This window comes from Sphingomonas sp. MS122 (assembly GCF_049532975.1).
Classification (GTDB): domain Bacteria; phylum Pseudomonadota; class Alphaproteobacteria; order Sphingomonadales; family Sphingomonadaceae; genus Sphingomonas.
Window position 1 is genome coordinate 3,105,012 of sequence record NZ_CP186695.1, and the last position, 23,666, is coordinate 3,128,677.

Here is a 23,666-nt window from a genome sequence, read left to right on the forward strand (position 1 = left end):
CTCTATCTAATTCCTCCCCCGGAGGGGGAGGGGGACCAGCGAAGCTGGTGGGGGGGTAGGTCGCCACCTGCTGCACGGTCCGAAGCGGACCCAGAAGCGCGCCAAGCAGCTGCGTCGGCGAATGACGCTGCCAGAAATCCTGCTCTGGCAGGCGCTCCAGCAACGCCCCGCCGGCCTGCGCTTCCGCAAGCAGCACCCTGCCGGTGAATATGTGCTCGATTTCTTCTGCCCGCGCTTCGAGCTCGCGATCGAGGTGGATGGCGAAGCGCATGAGCGCGGCGATCGCCCCGAACGCGACGCGGTTCGGGATGCTTGGCTATTGGGGCAGGGCGTACGGACGCTGCGCATCCCGGCGAGGGAGGTAATGCACGACCTGGAAGCGGTCGTCTGGCACATCGTCGTCACCGCGCGGGGAGATTACCCCTCCACCGGCTGCGCCGGTCCCTCTCCCCCTCCGGGGGAGGAATATAGGCAGCCAAGCTTCCCCGTTCCGCCCGCATCCATTCCCCGCTATGCCTCCATCGCCTATTCCGGCGTGCAATCACCGCAATCCGAAGGACCCTCAATGCCCTCAGGTCTCGCCGCGCTGCTCGACGACGTCGCCGCCATCACCAAGCTCGCCGCCGCCTCGCTCGACGATGTCGGCGCCGCGGCCGGCAAGGCGGGGACCAAGGCCGCCGGGGTGGTGATCGACGATACCGCGGTCACCCCGCGCTACGTCACCGGCCTGACCCCCGACCGCGAGCTGCCGATCATCTGGAAGATCGCGATGGGCTCGCTGCGCAACAAGCTGTTGCTGCTGCTCCCCGGCGCGCTGCTGCTCAGCTGGCTGCTGCCCTGGGCGATCACCCCCTTGCTGATGCTCGGCGGCGCGTTCCTGTGCTTCGAGGGCGCGGAGAAGGTGATCGAGGCGTTCGGCGCCGGCGATCACGGCGCCGAGGAGGAAGCGGTCGGCGATCCCGCGCATCTCGAGGCGAGCAAGGTCGCCGGCGCGATCCGCACCGACCTCATCCTCTCGGCCGAGATCATGGCGATCGCGCTGGCCGAGGTCGCCGACGAGCCCTTCGTCACCCGCGCCGCGGTGCTCGCGGTGGTCGGCCTCGCGATCACCGCCGCGGTCTATGGCGTGGTCGCGCTGATCGTGAAGATGGACGATTTCGGGCTCCACCTCGCGCAGCGCCCGTCGCGCACCGCTCAGGCGATCGGCCGCGGGCTGGTCAAGGGCATGCCGGTGGTGATGCAGGCGCTCTCGATCATCGGCACCGCGGCGATGATCTGGGTCGGCGGCGGCATCCTCGTTCATGGCGCGGCGCAGCTCGGCTGGCACGCGCCCGAGGAGATCATCCACCACGCCGCCGAGGCGGTGGGCCATGGGAACGGCCTGATCGGCTGGGTCGTTACGGCAACCGGATCGGGCATCGTCGGCCTCGTCATCGGCGGCGCGATCGCCTTCGTCGTCGGGAAGCTGTTCCATGGAAAGGCCGAAGCTCACTGAAGTCCGCGAGGCGACGCTGGCCGACAAGCCGCGCGTCGTGGCCACGCTCACGCGCGCATTCGAGACTGACCCCATCTTCGACTGGGTGTTTCCCGATCCGGCCGTCCGTGCGCGCCGCGGGCCCAAGGTCTTCGACATGTTCTTCGATGCGAACGCAGCGCCGAACATGCGGCTGGTCACCCTTGATTGCGGCGCCGCGACGCTCTGGCACGCGCCCAATGCGCCTGAGGGCGGATTGCGCGAGCTGTGGCGCGTCTGGCGCGCGGCGGGCAGCGCCTTCTTCCGCTTCAAGCGCATCGGGGACTCGGTCGAGGCGCATTTCCCGCCGCAGCCCTTCTGGTATCTCCACATCGCCGGCGCCGACCCGGCGCATCAGGGCGAGGGGTTGGGCGCCGCGGTGGTGCAGGGCGGGCTCGACCGCATCGGCAAGGCCACCGCCTATCTCGAGACCGGCAAGCAGGCCAATATCGGCTTCTACGAGAAGCTCGGCTTCCGCGTCCGCGACGAATGGGACGTTCCCGGGGGCGGGCCGCATTTCTGGTCGATGATTCGCCCACAGGATTAACCAATCGGATTGGGGTGCAGTTTACCAATCTCGCCGAAGCCTGACCTCCTGCCGGGGGCGGCATGCGGAGGTGAGCTTGCGATTCGACCGGGCGAGGCGCCCCATCTTTCCACGCAGTCTCAGGCCGCGGATCTTCGCGCTGTGCTGCGTCAGCGCCGCGCTCCCGCTGGTCGCGCTCGCGCTGTGGCAGGCGGCGCGGAGCGCGCTCGACTGGCCCGCGCTCGGCGTGGTGCTCGGCGCGACGCTGATCGGCATCGCGTTCATCCTGCTCGCGATCGACAGCCTGCTCATCGTGGCGCGCTCGGCGAGCGAGGCGATCGCGTCGACCAATCGCCGCCAGCTCTCCGCGATCCGTGCGGTGCGCCGCAACGAGTTGCTCGGCGAGCTCATCGCCGGCATCGATCGTGTCGCGCAGGCCGCCGGGGCGCGCGTCGTGTCGCTCGACAGCGCGGCCTATCGCGATCCGCTCACCGGCCTGTGGAATCGCCGCGGCTTCCTTTCGCAGACCGCGGTGGCGGGGGAGGGAGCGGTCGCGCTGCTCGACCTCGACCAGTTCAAGGCGATCAACGAACAATATGGCCGCGATGCCGGCGATCAGGTGCTGCGCGACTTCGCCGGCTTCCTCTCGCGCGTGCTGCGCAGCGGCGACATCGTCGCGCGCTGGGGTGGCGTCGCCTTCGCGGTGTTCTTCCCCGCGACCAGCGAGCAGGAGGCCGGGGTGATCCTCCACCGCCTGACCCGCCGCCTCGCCGCGGGTGCGGTCGAGGGGCCGGACACCATCCCGGTCTCCTTCTCGGGCGGCGTGGTCGATCTCGAGGGCGAGCCCTTCGACCAGGCCGTCACCCGCGCCAGCGAGGCGCTCTACGCCGCCAAGCGCAACGGCCGCGACCAGGTCCGGGTGGGCCGCAAGCATCTGCGCGCGGTGTAGGGAGCGGTTGGCGGATCGCCTGGCGCTTGTTAGACGCTTGGGAATGCGAGCGTGGCTCTCCGCAGGATTCATCCGGTCCGCGATGCTCATCGTGCTTGCGGTGATGCTGGCGTTGCGAGTTGGGCCGATCTGCGAAGCTGCATATGCGGCGGCGCCCGTGCAGGTGGCGGTGCTTGATCATTGCCACGAGCCGCCATCGGCACCCCGGCCAGCCAAACATGGCACGCCCGAACTCAACTGCATGACGCCATGCATGGTTGTGGTTCCGGACCTGAGGCAGCCAGGCCCTGCGAAGATCGCCAAAGAATTGCAGCTTGCAACTTCCCCCCGGCCACTTCTCGGGATCGCCGCGGCGCCGGAAGCCCCGCCTCCACGAAGGGCGTGAACTGGCAATCAGCACACACCCAAATCTGGAGATTTGAAATGAGACTGTTTCTGATCGGCGCGGCTATGGCCGTTGCGCTCCCGTCCGTCGCCTTTGCGCAGGACGCTCCCAAGAAGGAGTGTTGCTGCTGCAAGGATATGAAGGACAAGGACTGCTGCTGCGACAAGAAGGGCACCGGACACGGCGACCACAAGCAGCATTGAACGGGGAGGGAGGCGGCGGACCGCCGCCTCCCGACCTCGACTGCGTTGCGGGAGGCTCGCCCCTACCGCCGCTGCATCGCCTCGATCGCCTCGTTCCGCCGCAGCACGCGCGCCATCGGGTCCACCACCACATGCGCGCCGGCGGGCACCTCGATCGTCTCGCTCCCGCCCGCCATCGCCAGCTTGCGCACCGTCCCGTCCACCGCCACCTCGACCGGCAGCGGGAAGGGGGCGTTCCGTGGCGTCTTCCAGCTCAGCGTCAGCTTGCCCTCGGCCCGCGTCTCGATCAGCTCGGGCAGCGTTGCCTCGCGCAGATAGACGTCGAAGAACCAGCTAAGGTCACGCCCCGCCGCTGCGTTCATCAGCTGCTCGAACTCGGGCGTCGAGGCGAAGCGCGGCTTGAAGTTGCCTGGCATGGGGTCCGGCCGCCCATAGACCAGCCGCCGCGTCGCATCGAAGAAGGCCGGGTCGCCGATCAGGTAGCGCAGCGTGTGCAGCACCCACGCGCCCTTGTAGTAGATGTCCTGCCCGGGGCCGCCATTCGCGTCCTGATAGACGTCCTCGGACGTCTTGACCTGGCCCGATACCAAGGGCTTGCGGTTGAGGATGTTGCGCCGCTGGTTGGCCATCATCGCGGCATAGCGCGCGTCGCCCTCGCGCCACTGGCCGTAGAGCGGCTGCATGTACTGGCCATAGCCCTCGTGCAGCCAGAAATCGTCCCAGTTGGCCGCGGTCATCTGGTTGCCGAACCATTCGTGCGCCAGCTCGTGCTGGAACAGCCAGTCGAACCCGGTCTCGTCCTTGCGATAGTCGTTGCCATAGGCGTTCACCGTCTGGTGCTCCATGCCCATGTGCGGCGTCTCGACCACGCCCAGTTTCTCGCCGGCGAAGGGGAAGGGGCCGATCATGCTTTCGAAGAAATCCAGCGTCGGCGCGAACTCGGCGAACAGGCCCTGCGCCTGGCGTTCCTTGCCGGTCAGGTACCAGAGGTGCAGCGGCACCTTGTTGCCGAACTTGCTGTCGTACGTGCCCTTGATCTCGCCATAGGGGCCGATGTTGATCGCGACGAGATAGGGGTTGATGTCCTTGGCCAGCCAGGTCCAGCGCGACCTGCCGCGCGCGGCCGGCTCGACCGCGACGAGCTTGCCGTTGGCGATCGCCTGCGTGCCGGCGGGGGCGGTGATCGCGAGTTTGATCTCGGGCACCTCGCCCGCCGGGAAGTCGAGGCACGGCCAGTAGAGGTCGCAGCCATAGCCCTGTGCGGTGGTCGCGACCCAGGGCTTGCCCTGCCAGCTCGACCAGACGATGCCGTCGTCCCAGGGCGCGTTGACTGCCTCGTGCGGGGTTCCGGCATAGGCGATCCTGGCCACCACCCTGCCGCCCGCGGGAACGGGCTTCGGCAGGTCGATCACCAGCCGGCCGTCGGGGTTGCGCCAGCTCCCGGCCTTGAGCGGCGTTCCGTCGATATCGATTGCCGAAACGCTGAAGTTCTTGTCCAGGTCGATCAGCAGCCGGGTCTGTCGGACGCGTGTCGAGAGTGTCAGTGCCGCCACCCCGGAAAGGAAACGCCGTTCGGGCTGCAAGCCAACATCTAGTGTGACATGTTCCACTTTCAGCGCGGCCCGCTCCGCCTCGATCTCGCCCCCGGAGCGCATCGTGAGGGGCGTGATCGGCGGCTCGCCCTTCTGCGCAAGTGCTGGAGAAGAAAGAAGAAATGCTGCCGTCCACAGCCCCCGATTGATGCCGCGCCCCCGCACCCCATATAGTTGAGCGAATCCGCTCCCAGCGGCGGACCCTGGAGTACACATGAAGTCCACCTATCCCGTCCTTCCGCTCCGCGACATCGTCGTCTTTCCGCACATGATCGTGCCGCTGTTCGTCGGCCGCGACAAGTCGGTCGCCGCGCTCGAAGCGGCGATGAACGACGACAAGGAAATTTTCCTCGTTGCGCAGCTCGACCCCGCGCAGGACGATCCCGGCCGCGAGGACCTCTACGACATCGGCGTTTCGGCAGAGGTGATGCAGCTGCTCAAGCTCCCCGACGGCACGGTGCGCGTGCTCGTCGCGGGCAAGGAGCGCGGCATGCTCGAGGCGGTCGAGGAAAAGGGCGGGTTCCTCACCGCCACCGTCGCGCCGGTCGAGGAGAAGGAGGTCGAGGGTACCGAGCTCCAGGCGCTGATGCGCTCGGTGGTCGACCAGTTCGAGAACTACGCCAAGCTCAACCGCAAGCTGCCCGCCGAGACCGCGGTCCAGCTCGGCGAGATCGAGGAAGCCTCGCGCCTCGCCGATGCGGTCGCCGGCAACATCGCGGTCAAGGTCGCCGACAAGCAGTCGCTGCTGGTCGAGACCGATCCGCACAAGCGGCTCGAGATGGTGTTCGCCTTCATGGAGGGCGAGCTCGGCGTGCTTCAGGTCGAGAAGAAGATCCGCTCGCGCGTCAAGCGCCAGATGGAGAAGACCCAGCGCGAATATTATCTCAACGAGCAGCTCAAGGCGATCCAGCGCGAGCTCGGCAACGAGGGCGAGGAAGGCGAGGGCGACGAGATCGCCGAGCTGACCCAGAAGATCGCCACGCTCAAGCTTTCGAAGGAAGCGCGCGCCAAGGCGCAGGGCGAGCTCAAGAAGCTCAAGACCATGGCGCCGATGAGCGCCGAGGCCACCGTGGTGCGCAACTATCTCGACGTGCTGCTCGGCCTGCCCTGGGGCAAGAAGTCGAAGCTCAAGAAGGACCTGGTCGAGGCCGAGGCGGTGCTCGACGCCGACCATTACGGCCTGGAGAAGGTCAAGGACCGCATCGTCGAATATCTCGCGGTGCAGGCGCGCACCAACAAGCTCAAGGGGCCGATCCTGTGCCTGGTCGGTCCGCCGGGCGTCGGCAAGACCTCGCTCGGCAAGTCGATCGCCAAGGCGACCGGGCGCGAGTTCATCCGTCAGTCGCTGGGCGGCGTGCGCGACGAGGCCGAGATCCGCGGCCACCGCCGCACCTATATCGGCTCGCTGCCGGGCAAGATCGTGTCGAACCTCAAGAAGGCCGGCACGTCGAACCCGCTGTTCCTGCTCGACGAGATTGACAAGCTCGGCCAGGATTTCCGCGGCGATCCCGCCTCGGCGCTGCTCGAGGTGCTCGACCCGGAGCAGAACAGCAAGTTCAACGATCATTATCTGGAGATTGACGTCGATCTTTCGGACGTGATGTTCGTAACGACCGCCAACTCGTTGAATTTGCCGCAACCTTTGCTCGACCGCATGGAGATCATCCGGCTCGAAGGCTATACCGAGGACGAGAAGGTCGAGATCGCGACGCGTCACCTGGTCGAGAAGCAGATCGACGCCCATGGCCTCAAGCCAGAGGAGTTCGAGCTGACCCAGGCGGGGCTGCGCGACCTCATCCGCTACTACACCCGCGAGGCCGGCGTCCGCACCCTCGAGCGCGAGATCGCCAAGCTCGCGCGCAAGGCGCTGCGCCGCATCCTCGAGGGGAAGGCGGAGAGCGTCACCGTGACTCCCGACAATCTCCACGAGTTCGCCGGGGTGCGGAAGTTCCGCTTCGGCATCGGCGAGGAGGAGCACCAGATCGGCGCCGTCACCGGCCTCGCCTGGACCGAGGTCGGCGGCGAGCTGCTGACGATCGAAAGCGTCACCGTGCCGGGCAAGGGCGCGATCAAGACCACCGGCAAGCTCGGCGACGTGATGAAAGAATCGGTCGAGGCCGCGTTCAGCTTCATCAAGGCGCGCGCGCCTGCCTATGGCATCAAGCCCAGCGTCTTCGGCCGCAAGGACATCCATATCCACTTGCCCGAGGGCGCGGTGCCCAAGGACGGCCCCTCGGCCGGCATCGGCATCGTCACCGCGATCGTCTCGACGCTCACCGGCGTGCCGGTGCGCAAGGACGTGGCGATGACCGGCGAGGTCACGCTGCGCGGCCGCGTGCTGCCGATCGGCGGGCTCAAGGAGAAGCTGCTCGCCGCCCTTCGCGGCGGGATCACCACCGTGCTCATCCCGCAGGAGAATGAGAAGGATCTCGCCGAGATCCCAGCGAATATCCGCGAGGGGCTCAAGATCGTGCCCGTGGCGCATGTCGACGCGGTGCTCGAACTCGCGCTGACCGAGCCGCTCGCCGCGATCGACTGGACCGAGGCGGACGAGCTCGCGGCCCAGCCGCCGGCCGCGGTGAGCGGCGGAGAAGCGCTTCGGCACTAGGCCGGCGGGGCAAAAGGTCAGATTCTCGCGAGGTTTCGGCGCATTTTGCGCGCTTTCCGCTTTACAGCGGCGGGCCAAGTCTGTTTCCTGCCCCACCGGCGTTTCGGCGCCGCGAGTCTTCTCATCACATAGCCACAGAAGAGCAGGGGTTCTAAGGGCATGAACAAGCAGGAACTGATCGCGACGGTCGCTGACACCGCTGGCCTCAGCAAGGGCGATGCTAGCAAGGCTGTGGAAGCGGTCTTCGACGCGGTCACCACCGCGCTCAAGAAGGGCGATGAAGTGCGCCTCGTCGGCTTCGGCACATTCTCGGTCTCGAAGCGCAAGGCGTCGACCGGCCGCAACCCGCGTACCGGCGAGCCGATGGCGATCAAGGCATCGTCGCAGCCCAAGTTCAAGGCCGGCAAGGGCCTCAAGGACGCGGTCAACTGAAGCCGTGAATTGATTCGGGCGACGGGGCTGGACAAGCCCGCTCCGTGCCCCTAGAGGCTCCGCTCCCCGGCCGGGCTCGCTTTGGCAGGGGTGCTTTGGTTCGCCGGAGCTTGGGCGCGTAGCTCAGTGGTAGAGCACTGTGTTCACACCGCAGGGGTCGCAAGTTCAATCCTTGCCGCGCCCACCATCCGCAAAGACCCGCCGGGCGCCGCCTGGCGGGTTTTTCTTTGCCCGCGCCGGATGCGCGCGCCGTTCCTCGCGACTGCAGCGACCGTCACGAACCCGTCACAATTGAGTCACTGAACTTTCTCCGAAATCCCATCCGGGCGTCATGTGACCTGCCTAGCGCGGCCTGGCGATCGGCAGGGGGATGTTCCGAGTCGATCCGGGGCCTGTGCGCCCGCACCCAGATAGACCGGGTCACCGGAACGGAGATTTTCATGGCCGACTTCAAGCGTTTCAGCCTCATTCTGATGACCAGCGTCGCTGGCGCCACCCTGGCGGCCTGCGACGGCGCGTCGAGCGTCGCCTCGCCTGGACCGGGCACCATCGTCGTCCCGCCGCCCTCGCCGAGCCCCTCGCCGAGCCCGTCGCCCTCGCCGTCGCCGACCCCGACCGCTTCGTTCGCGGAGACGACGCAGAGCGGCATCACGGTCACCCGCGACGAGCAGCTCACCGTGTTCAACGCGGGCACCAACAACACCGTCGCCGGTTCGAACCCGCTGAACGGGCTGGTCGCGCAGGGCACCGCGGCGGGCGTCACCCCGTTCAACGCCTCGTCGCTGAACGCGTTCTTCGTGAACACGAGCTTCATCGGCGCCGTCGGCGGCGCGGGCGACACCGCGTTCCAGAACTGGACCTGCAACTCGAGCACCGCGAATTTCGGCGCGTCGCCGGCCCCGACGGCCACGACCTGCATCGGCTCGCTCGCGCGCTCGGCCGCGGCGCCGGCGGCGAGCGCCTGCCCGGCCGGCACCACCGATGCGGGCACGGCCAGCAACTATCGCCTGTGCCGCCTTCCGGCGCTGGTCTCGGGCACCGTCACGCTGGATAAGGTCGATGGCGTCGCCTATCAGATCAACGGCCGCGTCGATGTCGGCACCGATGTGGGCGCGACCGGCGCCGGCGGCGCCGCGGCGACGCTGAACGTCGGTGCGGGTGCGATCTTCGTCGCGAACAACGCCGATGCCGCAAACGACTTCCTCGTCGTCAACCGCGGTTCGAAGCTGAACGCGATCGGCACCGCCAGCGCGCCGATCATCTTCACCTCGACCCAGAACCTCAACCCGGCGACCAACTCGGACGCGAGCCAGGGCCAGTGGGGCGGCATCATCCTCGCCGGCCGCGCGCCGATCTCGAACTGCTCGACCGGCCAGAACGACGCGGGCGGCACCAGCACGACCTGCGAGAACGTCGTCGAGGGCACCGGCAACGCGCTCTACGGCGGCAACGTCCAGGCCGACAGCAGCGGCACCGTCCAGTATGTCCAGATCCGCTATTCGGGCATCGAGATCAGCCTCGGCAACGAGCTGCAGGGCCTGACCCTCGGCGGCGTCGGCTCGGGCACCGTGATCGACCACGTCCAGGTCCACAACAGCTCGGACGACGGTATCGAGATCTTCGGCGGTACCAGCAACCTCAAGTACCTCGCGATCACCGGCGCTGACGACGACGGCCTGGATACCGATGTGGGCTGGCGCGGCTTCATCCAGTTCGCGATCGTGGTGCAGAAGACCACCGGTGCGACCAGCGACTCCTTCTCGACCGAGATCGACTCGAACGGCAACGAGGACTTCCTGCCGCGCCAGTTCGGCCGTCTCGCCAACTTCACCTTCATCCAGACCGCGGCGGCGCCGGCGGCGATCCGCCTGCGCGGCGGCGCCGACTACACCTTCGTCAACGGCATCGTGAAGTCGGTCGTCCCCTGCATCAACATGGTGGCCGGCACCGACGCCAACGGCGGCAAGTCGACCATCCGCGCGGCCAATGCGGCGCTGCAGGAGGAAGGCCCGCCGAAGTTCAACTCGGTCTACCTGGCCTGCAACGGCGCGTAATCCCGCGCCCCAGCACTCGACGGCTTGTGCCGGGGCGGCGGTTAACCCCGCTGTCCCGGCATTCGCCAACAAGACAGACCTCAAGACTTCGGACCCGCGACCATGACCAAGCGCCTCGCATTTGGAACCCTGCTCCTCGTCTCGACACAGCTGGTGTCGCCGGCGGCGCTGGCGCAGGACACCGCCACGCCGCCCGCAACCACGACGCCCCCGGCCCAGGTGGAGACCGAGGCCGAAGCTCCGGCCGACGCGCAGGAAACCCCGGAGATCTCGGCGCCCGGCGTCGATGTCGATGCCGGCGAGGAAATCGTCGTGACGGGCCGCAACATCCCCAACGTCATCCGCGCGACGCCGCAGGTGATCTCGGTCCTGTCGGCCGAGGACATCGCCCGCACGGGTGAAGGCGACATCGCCGGCGCGCTGACCCGCGTCACCGGCCTCAGCGTCGTCGGCAACGGCTTCGTCTTCGTCCGAGGCCTCGGCGACCGCTATTCCTCCTCGATGCTCAACGGTTCACCGCTGCCCTCGCCCGAGCCGCTCAAGCGCACCGTTCCGCTCGACATCTTCCCGACCACGATCGTCGGCTCGGCGCTGGTCCAGAAGACCTATTCGGTGAACTATCCCGGCGAGTTCGGCGGCGGCGTGATCAACCTCACTACTCGCGCGGTGCCCGAGGAAAGCTTCATCCAGTTCGGCGGCTCGGTGGCGTTCGACACCGTTTCGACCAGCGAGCTCGGCTATGTCTATGACGGCGGCCGGCTCGACACGCTCGGCTACGACACCGGCGAGCGCGACGTGCCCGCCTTCATCCGCGAGGGCGGCCTGACCCAGCCGAGCTTCACCTCGGCGCAGATCGCGACGCTGACCAATGCCGAGACCACGCTGGTCGAGGCCAATTACCACCTTCCGCCCAACTGGAGCGGCGACCTCAACCTCGGCCACTCGGTCGATGTCGGCTCGGTCCGCCTCGGCGTGATCGCCTCGGCGAGCGTCAGCAACAGCTTCCGCACCCGCGACGCGACCCAGCAGGACACCACCGACGTCGACGGCGCGCTGCGCAGCGACTTCCACACCGTCCTCACCGACAACCGCGCGGTAGTGAACGGCCTGCTCGGCTTCGGCGCCGAGTTCGGCGAGCACAAGGTGCGCTGGACCAACGTCTATATCCACGACACGCTCAAGCAGGCGCGTCTCGGTGCCGCGACGGTCTATCCGAACAGCAACGGCGACCTCGTCGTCCAGCAGAACACCAACTGGTTCGAGCGCCAGCTGATCAACACGCAGATTGCGGGCGAATTCAAGTTCGACGACATCAAGGTCGACCTGCGCGGCAGCTACGCCAACACCGAGCGCAACGCGCCCTATGAGCGCTATTTCAGCTATCGCTTCGACCCGACGGCGGCCGGGGGGCAGGGCGCCTATGTCAACAGCCTCAACGGCCTCGGCGAAGCCGCGACGATCGCGTTCAGCGAGCTCAGCGAGGACCTGTGGAGCGGCCAGGCGGACATCGCCTATCGCCTGCCCACCGCGCGGCCGATCACCATCTCGGCCGGCTATTTCTACAGCGACACGCAGCGCGACTCGTTCCGCTACGATTTCCGCTACCGCTCGTACCTCGGCGGCAGCATCTCGACGCCGTGGAGCTATCTGCGGCCCGACCTGCTGCTCTCGGTCGACTCGATCATGAATGCCTGCGTCAATCCGGCGGGTGACGGCTGCATCCGGCTGTTCAACGTGTCGGGCGCGGATGGCGCGGCGGCGTACAATGCCAAGCTGCGGATCCATGCCGGCTATCTCCAGGCCGAGGGCGAGATCACCGACGGCCTGCGCGCCACGCTCGGCGTGCGCTATGAAGACGGCAAGCAGACGGTGACGACCAGCTCGACCCAGTTCGTCGGCACCACGATCGCCAACGACTATTGGCTGCCCGCGGCGACGGTGACCTGGAACTTCGCGCCCGACATGCAGCTGCGCCTGCACGGCTCGAAGACGATCGCGCGCCCGCAGTTCCGCGAGCTCGCGCCGCAGGTCTATCGCGACTTCGAATCCGACCGCCTGTTCTTCGGCAACCCGCAGCTGCGTGACTCCGAGCTCAAGAACTTCGAGGCGCGCTACGAGTGGTTCATGCCCAAGGGCCAGCGCATCACGCTCGCGGGCTTCTACAAGGACATCAAGAACCCGACCGAGCAGGTCGCGTTCTTCCCGACCAACGAATCGCCGCTGCAGACCGGCTTCTCCTACGCCCCGTCGGCGAAGCTCTACGGCGCCGAGTTCGAGGTGCTGAAGTACATCCCGCTCGACACGCTGGGCAGCGAGTTCTTCGCCACGCGCCGGCTGATGCTGTCGCTCAACTACACCTACACCAAGTCGGAGATCGAAGCCGACGACACGCTGGTGCCGAGCCCGATCCAGAACGGCAGCGGCACGCCGGTGCTGCTGCCCGCCAACCTGATCTTCCGCGACGGCGCCCCGCTGACCGGTCAGTCGGACCATCTGGTCAACTTCCAGGTGGGGATCGAGGACACCGAATCGCTGTCGCAGCTGACCGTGCTGTTCAACTATGCCAGCGAGCGCGTGACCAACCGCGGTCCGAACCTGCTGCCCGACATCGTCGAGAAGCCGGGCATCCGGCTCGACGTGGTCGCGCGTCAGGGGGTCAACGTGCTGGGCGGCGAGTTCGAGCTCAAGTTCGAGGCGCGCAACCTCACCGGCACGCGCTACAGCGAGTATCAGGACTTCGGCGACAACGGCCTCGTCCACATCAACCGCTACCGTCTGGGCCGGGTGTTCAGCATCGGCGCCAGCGCGAAATTCTGATCGGCAGATCAGGATAAAAGGGGGAAAGTCCCGGCCGCCTCTCGCGGCCGGGGCTTCTTTTTTGCGTCACCCCCAGGGGCGTTCGCGAAACCATTTGGTGATCACATATTTGAGCCCCGCGCGCACCTTCATCGCATGATGCAGGGTCGAGGGATTGGGTGTGCCGTTGGCGCGCAAATTGCTCCAGGCGAGCAACTTCCCGGTTTCCGGCTGCACGATCTTGTCGATCGCCTTGAACCGCGTCGCGCCGCCGGCCTCGACCTCGTTGAGATAGATCATCACCGTCCAGGTGCGCTGGCCCGCGACCGAGCAGAATTTCTCGAAGTCCACGCCGGTCGGCTCGAAATAGTCGGTGTGCGCCTTGAACTCCTGCCCGACGGCGTAGCGCTGGCCCTGCAGCGGTTCGCCATGCGCGGGCGAGAGGCCGGTCAGCGCGGCGATCCGCCGGTCGACCTCCTGCGTCGCGGCGAGGCTGGCCGAGAGGTCGCACGTCTCGCTCGTCCGGAACGCGTTGTCGCCATTATAGTCGGACACCAGCGACGGCCGCCGGTCCTGGTCGATCAGCGCCCTCAGCTCCGCGCACAATTCCGGATCGAGGAAGTTCTTGCGGACGAACAGCGTGAGCTTGGGGCTCGGCACTTTCTGGATACCCGGTTGCTGCGACAGACGCTCGATGACCGGTTCGATGGGAAAGCCGGAGGGGGTGATCATGCGCGCTAGATGCCAGAAGCGTTCGGAGATCGCCAGCCGCCGGACTGTCTCCAAAGAGTCATGAAAACGAAGTGAAATTGTCATTCGGCCGACATAGCTGCGACACATGATACCGGTGCCGGCTCTGGAAGACCTCATCGCCACCGCGGCGCGCGATGGCGCCACCACATTGCATCTGCGCGTAGAGGGCGCGTCGGTCACGGCGATGACACGGCAGGGGCAGGGGCTCGCCCCGTTCGCGCAGTTCCCGGCCTCCATGTCCTGGGTCGACCTGGCGAGCAAGCGGCCGGACGCCAGCCGGATGGACGACCATATCGTGATCCGCATCGACGCGCATGGCGCGTCCCTTGATCCGCTCGCTCGGCTCGGCATGCCCGGCGGCATGCGCCAATCCATCGCCGGCGCGCTCGCGCTGTCGGGCGGGGTCGTGCTCGCCGCGGCGCCCGATGCGGCCGACCGCCGCGCGCTCGCCGAGGCGCTCGCCGGATCGGCGCGGCGCGGCTATGCGCCATGGATCGCCGGGGAGCGGTCCGCCCTCGCAGCCGCGGCCAGGATGGATTGCGACGCGATCCTCGTCGACGGCCTGCTCGATCGGCATGCCGCCGCGCTCGCCTTCGATGTGGCACGGGCGGGCCAGCGCATCATCGTCGCCGTCGATGCGGCCGGCGCCGTCGCCGCGATCGAGCAGCTGCGCGGGCTGCGAATCGAGCGTCACCTGCTCGGCGCCGGCCTGCGCGCCGTGGTCGCGGCGCATGGCGCGCGGCGGCTGTGCGGCGCGTGTCGGCTCCCGGACCAGGCGCAGGCATCCGAATCGGCGCTGCTCGGCATCGATCCCGGCACCGTGATCTATCGGCCCGCCGGCTGCGGCACCTGCGATGGGACCGGCTATGCCGGGACGGCGCTCGCGTTCGAGGGGATCGCGGTCGACACGGCCTTTCATGGACTGCTCGCCGAGGGGCGTGATGCGGCGCTGCTCGCGCGCCACGCCTTTCTCGCAGCTCCCACGCTCGCCGCCTCCGCACGGACGCTGGCGCGCGAAGGACGGATCACCGCGGAGGAGGCGATTCGCATCGCGCGCGGCGGCGGCGCGGTTGCCGCGGGGACACGCCATCCCCATATCGCGCCCTCTGCCGGAGAGTGGCTTGACGGTAAGCCCTTCGTGCCGCTAAGCGCCCGGCTCCACGGCGATCGTAGTTCAATTGGTTAGAGCACCGGCTTGTGATGCCGGGGGTTGCGGGTTCAAGTCCCGTCGATCGCCCCATTTCCCTTCCCGGTGACTTTAGGGCTGGCGCTCCGGCGCGCGGAACAATATTACGCGCTCCGGAAATTTTGTTAGCGCACTGGAACGACGCATGACCGCGGTTTGGGACCTGCCCGATTTCGACGAGCACGAGGGCGTGCACCTCATCACCGATCCTGCGAGCGGGCTCAAGGCGGTCATCGCGATCCACTCGACCAAGCTCGGTCCGGCGGCGGGCGGGGTGCGTTTCTGGCACTATGCCGATAGCGGCGCCGCGGTCACCGATGCGCTGCGGCTGTCGCGCGGCATGTCGTTCAAGAACGCGATGGCGGGGCTGCCGCTCGGCGGCGGCAAGGGCGTGGTGCTCGCGCCCGAGCGCGGCGCAACGATCAGCGACGCGCAGCTCGAGGCGTTCGGCGAGGCTGTCGAATCGCTCGGCGGCCGTTACGTCACCGCCGAGGATGTCGGCATGTCCGAGGCACGGATGAAGGTCATCGCGACCCGCACCCGCCACGTCTCCGGCCTGCCGGTCGAGGGCGGCGAGGCGGGCGGCGATCCCGGCCCGTTCACCGCGCTCGGCATCTATCTCGGCGTCAAGGCCGCCGCGAAGCGCGCGCTCGGCGCGGAGAGCATGGCCGGAATCCATGTCGCGATCCAGGGCGTCGGCAGCGTTGGCGGTGGGCTCGCCCGCCGGCTCGCAGCCGATGGCGCGAAGCTCACCCTGGCTGACGTCAATGCCGACAAGGCGGCAGCGCTCGCCGCCGAGCTCGGCGCGGACACGGTCGCCGCCGACGCGATCCTGCGCGTCTCGGCCGACATCGTCAGCCCCAACGCGCTGGGCGCGATCCTGACCGGGGAGTCGATCGCCGCGCTCGACTGCAAGGTGGTGGCGGGCGGCGCCAACAACCAGCTCGCGACGCGGGCGGACGGCGCGCGCATCCACGCTCGCGGCATCCTCTACGCGCCCGACTACGTCATCAACGCCGGCGGGATCATCAATGTCGGCCTCGAATATCTCGGCAAGGGCAACCGCGCCGAGGTCGAGGCGCGTATCGCCAAGATCCCCGAGCGGCTCGACGAGGTCTGGGACGAGAGCGAGCGCACCGGCGCCCCGTCGAGCGAGGTGGCGGACACGATCGCGAAGCGGCTGATCGGGCGGGGATAGTACGGGGCGTACCGATCGCACCTGGGAGCTCGCGCTCTATCTGCCACCGGACGCACATATCTTCATGTCCGTGATTCTGTTGCAGCCGATAGCGCAGACAGGAATGTTCTCACTGCGCTGATTGAGGTTCGAAAGCGCTTGCTAGGTAAGGATGTCGGGTGCCTCGTGGCCGATGAGCTGTCCTTCCACGCGCCAAACGCGAAGGCATGGCGATTGGCGGAAGGGGTGGGATTCGAACCCACGGTGAGCGTGAACCCACGGCGGTTTTCAAGACCGCTGCCTTAAACCACTCGGCCACCCTTCCGCACCGGCGCACGCCTTTGGGCGTTCGCCGTGTTTTCTGCAAGAGCCTCGCCTTTTCGGCAAGCAGGGGGTTCATGCCCGCCAATCGCTGTGGCAGAGATGCGAAATGCGGGAAATCAAGGGCCTGTTACGGCGTATCGGTTTGGCGGGAACGGTGATTGCGGCATGTATGCTCGCAGGTGCCCCCGCCGCGGCTCAGGACGAGGCGGGGTTCCAGGCCTATATCAACGGTCCCCTCCGCCAGCAGGCGCTGCGCGAGGGGGTGAGCGCGCGGACGCTCGACCGGGTGCTGCCGACGCTCTCCTACAATCCGCGCGTGATCGAACTCGACCGCGACCAGCCAGGTGGGACCAACCCCAACACCCCGATCCCGAACTTCGCGCCCTACAAGGCGCGCCATGTCGATGCCGCGCGGATCAACCGCGGCCGCGCCACCTATCGTCGCCTGCGCCCGCTGCTCGCCCGCGTCGAGCGCGAGACGGGGGTACCCGAATCGATCATGGTCGCGATCTTCGGGCACGAGACCAATTACGGCAGCTATACCGGCGATTTCGACCTGCCGCGCAGCCTGGCGACGCTCGCTTATGAGGGGCGCCGCCGCGCCCTCTTCTCGGGCGAGTTCATCGCGACGATGAAGATGATCGACCGCGGCGTGCCGCGCGAGCGGCTGCTGGGCAGCTGGGCGGGGGCGTTCGGCTATCCGCAATTCCTCCCTTCGATCTATCTGCGCCTCGCCCGCGACGGCGATGGCGACGGCGTCGCCAACATCTGGTCGAACGAAGCGGACACGCTCGCTTCGATCGCCAACTACTTCGTCAACGCCGGCTGGCGGCCGGGCCAGCCCTGGGGCATCGCTGTCAACGTGCCGCCGGGCTTCGACCGCACGCGGATCGTCAACCGCACCAACTCGCCGCGCTGCGGCCGCGTGTTCGATCGGCATTCGGGGTGGAAGACGATGGCCGAATGGCGCGCGCTCGGCATCGTCCCGCAATCGGGCGCCTGGCCCGACGCGAATATCCAGGCGACCTTGCTCGAGCCCGACGGACCGGGCAGGACCGCCTACCTGCTCACCGGAAACTACCGCGTGATCCTCGACTATAACTGCTCGAATTTCTATGCGCTGTCCGTGGGGTTGCTCGCCGATGAAGTCGAACACTAGCCTGGTCCTGCCGCTGCTGATGCTCGCCGGGAGCGGTGCGAGTGCGGCGCAGCGCCTGGAGGAGCTGCCGCCAGCATCGACGCAGGCCGAAGCGCCTCCGGTGGTGTCCGGGGAGGGTGGCCCCCCGCCCAGCGACGGCCCGCAGGGATCCTCGCAACTGCGTCCCGGTGAGGCGCGCTACGACCGTGTCGGCCTCGCCGGCTATGCCGAAGGGCAGGGCGTGTTCGCGCTGAGCGACGAGCTGACGGCGGGCAGCTTCGCCGAGGTTACCGCGCTCGACAGCGGCAAGACGATCCTGGTGCAGGTGCGCGGGGCGGGGAATGGGCTGATCGAGCTGTCCGGCGGCGCCGCCGCCCAGCTCGGCGTGTCCGGCAATCCGCCGGTGCGCGTCCGTCGCGTCACCGTCACCCCGCAGGACTCGGCGTTGCTGTCTTCCGGGCAGGCCGCGCCGCCACGCGCCGATGCGCCGCAGGCGCTGCTCGTCGGATTGCGCCGGAAGCTCGCCGAGCAGGTCCCGGCCATGGTCAAGGCCGCGCCGCCGTCTCGCCCCGCCCCACGCCCTGCAAAGGCTCCGCCTGCGAAGGCTCAGCCAGCGAAAGCGCCTCCCACCGCGCCTGCGCCCGCCACGCCCGCCCGCGCCACCAGCGGCTTGTTCGTCCAGGTCGCCGCGCTGTCGAACGCCCAGCGTGCCCGCTCGCTCGCCGATCAGCTCGGCGGGATCGTGCGCAGCGCCGGCAGCCTCCATCGCGTCCAGCTCGGTCCATTTCCCAATCGCGCCGCCGCCGAACGTGCCCGTGCCGACGCCGCCAGTCGCGGCTATGGTGACGCTCGCCTGATCTCCGTTCCCTGACCTCATCTTTCGGACTTGAAGAGACCCATGAAGACGTTCCTGCTTACCGCCGCCGCTTTCGCCACCGTCGTCGCGCCGACCGCGGCGCAGACTCCGCCGTTCGAGACCGCCGCGCCGGTCGCCTTCATGGAGGACCTCTCCTCGGGCGCAGTGCTCTACGCCAAGGACGCCGACCGCCGCATGCCGCCCGCGTCGATGGCCAAGATGATGACCGCCTATGTTGCGTTCGACCTCATCAAGCAGGGCAAGCTCAAGCTCGACCAGATGGTCGATGTGCGGCCCGAGACTTGGGCGAAATGGCACGGTCCTTCAGCGGGTTCGACCATGTTCCTGTCACCGGGCCAGAAGGTCAGCGTCGAGAATCTGCTCAACGGCATCGTCGTCGTCTCGGGCAATGACGCCTGCGTCGTGCTGGCCGAGGCGATCGCCGGGACCGAGGAAGCCTTCGTCAACCTGATGAACCAGAAGGCGAAGGAGATCGGCCTGTCCAACAGCCGCTTCGGCACCTCGAACGGCTGGCCGGACGAGGGCCGCACCTACGTCACCGCGCGCGACCTCGCCAAGCTCGCCAAGGCGACGATCTCGAACCACCCGGACCTCTACAAGCGCTTCTACTCGCGCGAGAGCTTCACCTTCGGCACCACCATGGGCGGCGCGCCGATCACCCAGGCCAACCGCGACCCGCTGCTCGGCAAGGTGCAGGGGGCCGACGGCCTCAAGACCGGCCATACCGACGAGGCCGGCTATGGCTTCACCGGCTCGGCGCAGCAGAATGGCCGTCGCATCGTGATGGTCGTCGCCGGGCTCGGCAGCTTCAACCAGCGCATCGACGAATCGGTCAGGTTCATGAACTGGGGCTTCCGTGCCTGGTCCTCGCAGAAGGTCGTCAGCAAGGGCCGCAAGGTCGATGCCGCGCAGGTCCAACTCGGCGACGCGTCCGAGGTCGGCCTGATCGCCCCGCGGGACCTCGCCGTGGCGATCCCCGCCGGCACCAGCCCGCAGTTCAGTGCCAAGGTCGTCTATCAGGGCCCGATCAAGGCGCCGATCAAGGCCGGCACGCACATCGCCGATCTCGTCGTCACTGCGCCCGGCCTGCCCGAGCAGCGCATGCCGCTGGTGGCGGAGGCGGATGTCGGCGAGGCGGGCTTCTTCGGCCGCGCCTGGGCCGGCCTCATGTCGCTGTTCGCGTGAGGGGACGCTTCCTCAGCCTCGAGGGCGGGGAGGGCGCCGGCAAGTCCACCCAGGCGCGCCGGCTGGCGGAAGCGCTGGAGCAACGTGGCATCCACGTGGTGCTGACTCGCGAGCCCGGCGGCACCGAGGGGGCGGAAGCGATCCGCGGCCTGCTGATGCAGGGCGCGGTCAACCGCTGGAGCGCGCATGCCGAGACGCTGCTGTTCGCCGCCGCGCGCGCCGACCATGTCGAGAAGCTGATCCGCCCCGCGGTCGAATCCGGCAGCTGGGTGATCTGCGACCGCTATGTCGATTCGACCCGCGCCTATCAGGGCACGCAGGATATCGACGATGCCGCGATCCTCGCGCTGCACGGCTTCGGCTCGAAGGGCCTGATGCCCGACCGTACCTTCTTTCTCGACTTGCCCGCCGGGGCAGGCGCTGAGCGTGCCTTGGCGCGCGACGGCGGGGCCAACGACCGCTTCGGCGCGCGCGGGCCGGACTTCCACGCCGCGGTCGCCGCGCACTTCCGCCGCATCGCCGCGGCCGAGCCCGACCGGGTCCGCGTGATCGACGCCTCGCGCGAGAAGGATGACGTCACGGCATCGCTCGTCGACGCGCTCACCGACCTGCTGCCATGACGTCACTCGCCGGCAACGCCGCGGCAAAGGCCGCGTTTCGCGCCGCCATGTCTGGCGCGCAACTCCATCATGCCTGGCTGTTCGCGGGCCCGGAAGGCGTCGGCAAGGCGAGCTTCGCGCGGCAGGCGGCGATGCGCATGCTGGCCGAGGCGGCGGGCAAGGGTGACTTTTCCGGCGACTTCGACGTGCCCGAGGATCATCCCACGCGCCGCATGATCGAGGCCGGCGCGCACCCGGACTATCGCGAGATGGCGCGGCTGCCCAAGGATCCCGACAAGCCGGGCGAGAATCTCGCGCGCTCGATCCCGATCGCGCAGGTGCGCGGCCTAGGGCCCATGTTCGCGACCAAGCCGAGCATGTCCGCGCGCCGCGTGGTGGTCATCGACTCGATCGACGATGTCGAGCGCCCGGGCGCCGCCAACGCGCTGCTCAAGAATCTCGAGGAGCCGCCCGAGGGCACGATCTTCCTGCTCGTCAGCCATTCGCCCGGCCGGCTGCTCCCCACGATCCGCTCGCGCTGCCGCCTGCTGCGCTTCGATCCGCTGAGCGAGACCGAGGTGGGCGCGGTGCTGCGCGCCGAGCTGCCCGCGGCGAGCGCGGCCGAGATCGACGCGCTGGTCAAGGCCGGCGGCGGCTCGCCGGGCAGGGCGCTGGGCTTTGCCGGGCTCGACCTCGCCACGCTCGATACCGAGATGGCGGCGATCGCGTCGCGCGGCGATCCCGACAACATGATCCGCTCGCGTCTCGCCAAGACGCTCGGGCCCAAGGCCGCACAGCCGCGCTACGAGGCGTTCCTCGCCCGCGTCCCCGCCTTCATTGCGGCCGAGGCGCGCGGCAAGCAGGGCAGGGCGCTCGCCGATGCGCTCGACGCCTATGAGCAGGCCGCGCAGCTCGGCCCGCTCGCGCTCGCCCAGTCGCTCGACGCGCAGGCCACGGTATTCGAGATGGGCGGCATCCTCGCGCGGCTGGCGGTGCGCTAGCGCTTCAAACCCGCGCGCGCTTGTTCTAGAGCCGCCCCATGGCCGAACCTTATTACATCACCACCGCGATCCATTACCCGAACGGCAAGCCCCATATCGGCCATGCCTATGAGATGATCGCCGCCGACGCGATCGCCCGCTTCCAGCGCCAGGCGGGCCGCGACGTGCGCTTCATGACCGGCACCGACGAGCATGGCCTCAAGATGGCGCAGACCGCGCGCGCCCGCGATCTCACCGCGCGTCAACTTGCGGATGAAATGTCAGCATATTTCAGTGATATGGCACGCGATCTGAATATTTCATATGATCGCTTCATCCGCACTGTCGATGCCGATCACTATGCCGCCAGCCAGGCGATCTGGCAGGCGATGGAGGCCAATGGCGACCTCTATCTCGACCGCTACGAGGGCTGGTACTCGGTCCGCGACGAGGCGTTCTACGAGGAGAAGGAGCTGACCGAGGGGGAAGGGGGCGTCAAGCTTTCGCCCCAGGGCACGCCGGTCGAGTGGACCGCGGAGGAGACGTGGTTCTTCAAGCTCTCCAACTACCAGCAGAAGCTGCTCGACCTCTATGCCGCGCGGCCCGACTTCATCCGGCCCGAGCGCGCGCGCAACGAGATCGTGAAGTTCGTCGAGGGCGGGCTGGTCGACCTGTCGATCTCGCGCACCAGCTTCGACTGGGGCGTGCCGGTGCCGGATTCGCCCGGCCATGTCATGTATGTCTGGGTCGATGCGCTGACCAACTATCTGACGGGCATCGGCTATCCCGACGCGAATAGCCCGCTGGCACATTACTGGCCGGCGAACCTGCATCTGATCGGCAAGGACATCACGCGCTTCCACACCGTCTACTGGCCGGCGTTCCTGATGTCCGCCGGCATCGCGCTGCCCAAACAGGTGTTCGCGCACGGCTTCATTCTCAACCGCGGCGAGAAGATGTCGAAATCGACCGGCAACGTCGTCGATCCGATGGAGCTGGCGCGGCTCTATGGCGTCGACGCGCTGCGCTATTTCCTGCTGCGCGAGGTCAATTTCGGCAGCGACGGCAGCTTCAGCGACGAGGCGATCGTGACCCGCGCCAATGCCGATCTCGCCAACAGCTTCGGCAACCTCGCCCAGCGCACGCTGGCGTTCATCGCCAAGAACCTCGAGGGCGAGCTGCCGAGCGCGGGGCGCGGCGATACCGCGGACGCCGAACTGCTCGCCACGGTGGAGGACGCCGGCCGCGAGTTCCGCGAGGCGTTCGGGAACCTCGCGCTCGGCCAGGCGCTGGAGGCGTGGATGCGCGCCGTATTCGCCTGCAACCAATATATCGACGCGCAGGCGCCCTGGGCGCTGCGCAAGACCGATCCCGAGCGGATGCACGCCGTGCTCGGCACCCTGGTGCGCGCGATCCGCGATCTCGCCATCCTGGTGCTGCCCGTGATCCCGGAATCCGCCGGCAAGATCCTCGACCAGCTCGGTCAGGATGCGCGCGACCACGCTGCGCTCGACGACAAAACCTGGTACGACGCCTTGACGGCATCGGACTTCCGCCTCGCCACGCCGACCGGCGTGTTCCCGCGGCTCGAGCTCGCCGAGGCGGCCGCATGAGGCTCGCCGACAGCCATTGCCACTTGAACTACAAGGGGCTGGGCGAGCAGCAGCCCGAGGTGCTGGCGCGGGCCCGCGCGAGCGGCGTGGTGGCGATGCTCAACATCGCCACGCGCGAGCGCGAGTGGGACGAGGTGCTCGCCACCGCCGAGCGTGAGAGCGACGTCTGGGCCACCGTCGGCATCCACCCGCACGAGGCTGACGAGCATTCGCACATCGACACCGCCAAGCTGGTTGATCGCGCCCGGCACCCGCGCGTCGTGGGGATCGGCGAGACCGGGCTCGACTATTATTACGACCACAGCGACCGCGCCCGCCAGCAGGCGAGCTTCCGCGCACACATCGCCGCCTCGCGCGAGACAGGGCTGCCGCTGATCGTCCACACCCGCGACGCCGAGGAGGACACGGCAAACATCCTCGGCGACGAGATGGGGAAGGGCGCCTATCCCGGGGTGATCCACTGTTTCACCGCCAGCGGCGACTTCGCCGACAAGGCGATGGACCTCGGCTTCTACATTTCGATCTCGGGTATCGTGACTTTCAAGAACGCGCGCGACCTGCAGGAGACCGCGGCGCGGCTGCCGCTCGATCGGCTGCTGATCGAGACCGATGCTCCCTTCCTCGCCCCGGTGCCCCATCGCGGCAAGACCGGCGAGCCGGCCTTCGTCGCCGACACCTGCCGCTTCCTCGCGCAGCTGCGCGGCGAGGACCCCGAGGAACTGGCCGAGGCGACGCGCGCCAACTTCCACAAATTGTTCGCGAAAACGCTGGCGTAA

Annotated in this window: 19 protein-coding genes, 3 tRNA genes and 1 pseudogene; 20 read left to right on the forward strand and 3 right to left on the reverse strand. The window is 68.1% G+C overall.

Annotated elements, in window-relative coordinates:
• Positions 1–121: 121 nt before the first annotated feature.
• From ACO227_RS15085 to ACO227_RS15105, 5 genes and pseudogenes are all read left to right on the forward strand, one after another.
• Positions 122–343: pseudogene (locus tag ACO227_RS15085) on the forward strand (endonuclease domain-containing protein); the annotation flags it as partial.
• A gap of 222 nt (positions 344–565) precedes the next feature.
• A complete protein-coding gene (locus ACO227_RS15090) occupies positions 566–1,495 on the forward strand; it encodes a DUF808 domain-containing protein (RefSeq protein WP_423607365.1) in 930 nt (309 codons plus the stop codon).
• Positions 1,473–2,060, forward strand: a complete 588-nt coding sequence (locus ACO227_RS15095; protein WP_423602786.1) for a GNAT family N-acetyltransferase — start codon at positions 1,473–1,475, stop codon at positions 2,058–2,060. Before ACO227_RS15090 ends, ACO227_RS15095 begins: the two co-directional genes overlap by 23 nt.
• 76 nt (positions 2,061–2,136) lie before the next feature.
• Entirely contained in the window at positions 2,137–2,988 is an 852-nt protein-coding gene (locus ACO227_RS15100; protein WP_423602787.1) for a GGDEF domain-containing protein, read from the forward strand.
• Between the two features lie 423 nt (positions 2,989–3,411).
• Positions 3,412–3,576 (forward strand): hypothetical protein, encoded by a 165-nt coding sequence (locus tag ACO227_RS15105; protein ID WP_423602789.1) that lies wholly within the window; start codon positions 3,412–3,414, stop codon positions 3,574–3,576.
• Positions 3,577–3,638: 62 nt separating this feature from the next.
• Here ACO227_RS15105 and ACO227_RS15110 read toward each other — a convergent pair whose 3' ends face one another.
• Positions 3,639–5,231: a M1 family metallopeptidase gene (locus ACO227_RS15110; protein WP_423602790.1), complete on the reverse strand. Its 1,593-nt coding sequence runs from the start codon at positions 5,229–5,231 to the stop codon at positions 3,639–3,641.
• A gap of 151 nt (positions 5,232–5,382) precedes the next feature.
• Here ACO227_RS15110 and lon point away from each other — a divergent pair, with 151 nt between their 5' ends.
• From lon to ACO227_RS15135, 5 genes are all read left to right on the forward strand, one after another.
• Complete coding sequence (gene lon, locus ACO227_RS15115) at positions 5,383–7,776, forward strand: endopeptidase La (protein ID WP_423602791.1); 2,394 nt, start codon at positions 5,383–5,385, stop codon at positions 7,774–7,776.
• Positions 7,777–7,935: 159 nt separating this feature from the next.
• Positions 7,936–8,208 (forward strand): HU family DNA-binding protein, encoded by a 273-nt coding sequence (locus ACO227_RS15120; protein WP_265116145.1) that lies wholly within the window; start codon positions 7,936–7,938, stop codon positions 8,206–8,208.
• Between the two features lie 112 nt (positions 8,209–8,320).
• Positions 8,321–8,395: transfer RNA gene (locus ACO227_RS15125), tRNA-Val, on the forward strand.
• A 253-nt stretch (positions 8,396–8,648) separates the two neighbouring features.
• Entirely contained in the window at positions 8,649–10,262 is a 1,614-nt protein-coding gene (locus tag ACO227_RS15130) for a hypothetical protein (protein ID WP_423602792.1), read from the forward strand.
• Between the two features lie 102 nt (positions 10,263–10,364).
• Positions 10,365–13,079, forward strand: coding sequence for a TonB-dependent receptor domain-containing protein (locus ACO227_RS15135; RefSeq protein WP_423602794.1), 2,715 nt, complete (start codon positions 10,365–10,367; stop codon positions 13,077–13,079).
• 66 nt (positions 13,080–13,145) lie between these two features.
• Here ACO227_RS15135 and ACO227_RS15140 read toward each other — a convergent pair whose 3' ends face one another.
• On the reverse strand, positions 13,146–13,790 hold the full coding sequence (locus ACO227_RS15140; protein WP_423602796.1) for a prolyl hydroxylase family protein: 645 nt from the start codon (positions 13,788–13,790) through the stop codon (positions 13,146–13,148).
• 115 nt (positions 13,791–13,905) lie between these two features.
• Between ACO227_RS15140 and ACO227_RS15145 the strand changes: the two genes are divergently transcribed.
• From ACO227_RS15145 to ACO227_RS15155, 3 genes are all read left to right on the forward strand, one after another.
• Positions 13,906–14,997, forward strand: a complete 1,092-nt coding sequence (locus ACO227_RS15145; RefSeq protein ID WP_423602797.1) for a hypothetical protein — start codon at positions 13,906–13,908, stop codon at positions 14,995–14,997.
• Positions 14,975–15,051 (forward strand) — tRNA-His (locus tag ACO227_RS15150). Before ACO227_RS15145 ends, ACO227_RS15150 begins: the two co-directional genes overlap by 23 nt.
• Positions 15,052–15,142: 91 nt before the next feature.
• A complete protein-coding gene (locus ACO227_RS15155; protein WP_423602798.1) occupies positions 15,143–16,195 on the forward strand; it encodes a Leu/Phe/Val dehydrogenase in 1,053 nt (350 codons plus the stop codon).
• A gap of 214 nt (positions 16,196–16,409) precedes the next feature.
• Here ACO227_RS15155 and ACO227_RS15160 read toward each other — a convergent pair.
• Positions 16,410–16,499: transfer RNA gene (locus ACO227_RS15160), tRNA-Ser, on the reverse strand.
• 168 nt (positions 16,500–16,667) lie between these two features.
• Between ACO227_RS15160 and ACO227_RS15165 the strand changes: the two genes are divergently transcribed.
• Genes ACO227_RS15165 through ACO227_RS15195 form a run of 7 tightly spaced genes read left to right on the forward strand, consistent with a single transcriptional unit; the run spans position 16,668 to position 23,666 of the window.
• Positions 16,668–17,657, forward strand: coding sequence for a lytic murein transglycosylase (locus ACO227_RS15165; RefSeq protein WP_423602800.1), 990 nt, complete (start codon positions 16,668–16,670; stop codon positions 17,655–17,657).
• Entirely contained in the window at positions 17,641–18,507 is an 867-nt protein-coding gene (locus ACO227_RS15170) for an SPOR domain-containing protein (RefSeq protein ID WP_423602802.1), read from the forward strand. Before ACO227_RS15165 ends, ACO227_RS15170 begins: the two co-directional genes overlap by 17 nt.
• A 27-nt stretch (positions 18,508–18,534) precedes the next feature.
• Positions 18,535–19,698 carry a D-alanyl-D-alanine carboxypeptidase family protein gene (locus tag ACO227_RS15175; RefSeq protein WP_423602804.1) on the forward strand — a complete coding sequence of 388 codons (1,164 nt, stop codon included), beginning with the start codon at positions 18,535–18,537 and terminating at the stop codon, positions 19,696–19,698.
• A complete protein-coding gene (gene tmk, locus ACO227_RS15180; RefSeq protein ID WP_423602805.1) occupies positions 19,695–20,318 on the forward strand; it encodes a dTMP kinase in 624 nt (207 codons plus the stop codon). Before ACO227_RS15175 ends, tmk begins: the two co-directional genes overlap by 4 nt.
• A complete protein-coding gene (locus ACO227_RS15185) occupies positions 20,315–21,298 on the forward strand; it encodes a DNA polymerase III subunit delta' (protein WP_423602807.1) in 984 nt (327 codons plus the stop codon). The genes tmk and ACO227_RS15185 overlap by 4 nt, the downstream gene beginning before the upstream one ends.
• 38 nt (positions 21,299–21,336) lie before the next feature.
• Positions 21,337–22,890, forward strand: coding sequence for a methionine--tRNA ligase (gene metG / locus ACO227_RS15190; protein ID WP_423602808.1), 1,554 nt, complete (start codon positions 21,337–21,339; stop codon positions 22,888–22,890).
• Positions 22,887–23,666 carry a TatD family hydrolase gene (locus ACO227_RS15195; RefSeq protein WP_423602809.1) on the forward strand — a complete coding sequence of 260 codons (780 nt, stop codon included), beginning with the start codon at positions 22,887–22,889 and terminating at the stop codon, positions 23,664–23,666. The genes metG and ACO227_RS15195 overlap by 4 nt, the downstream gene beginning before the upstream one ends.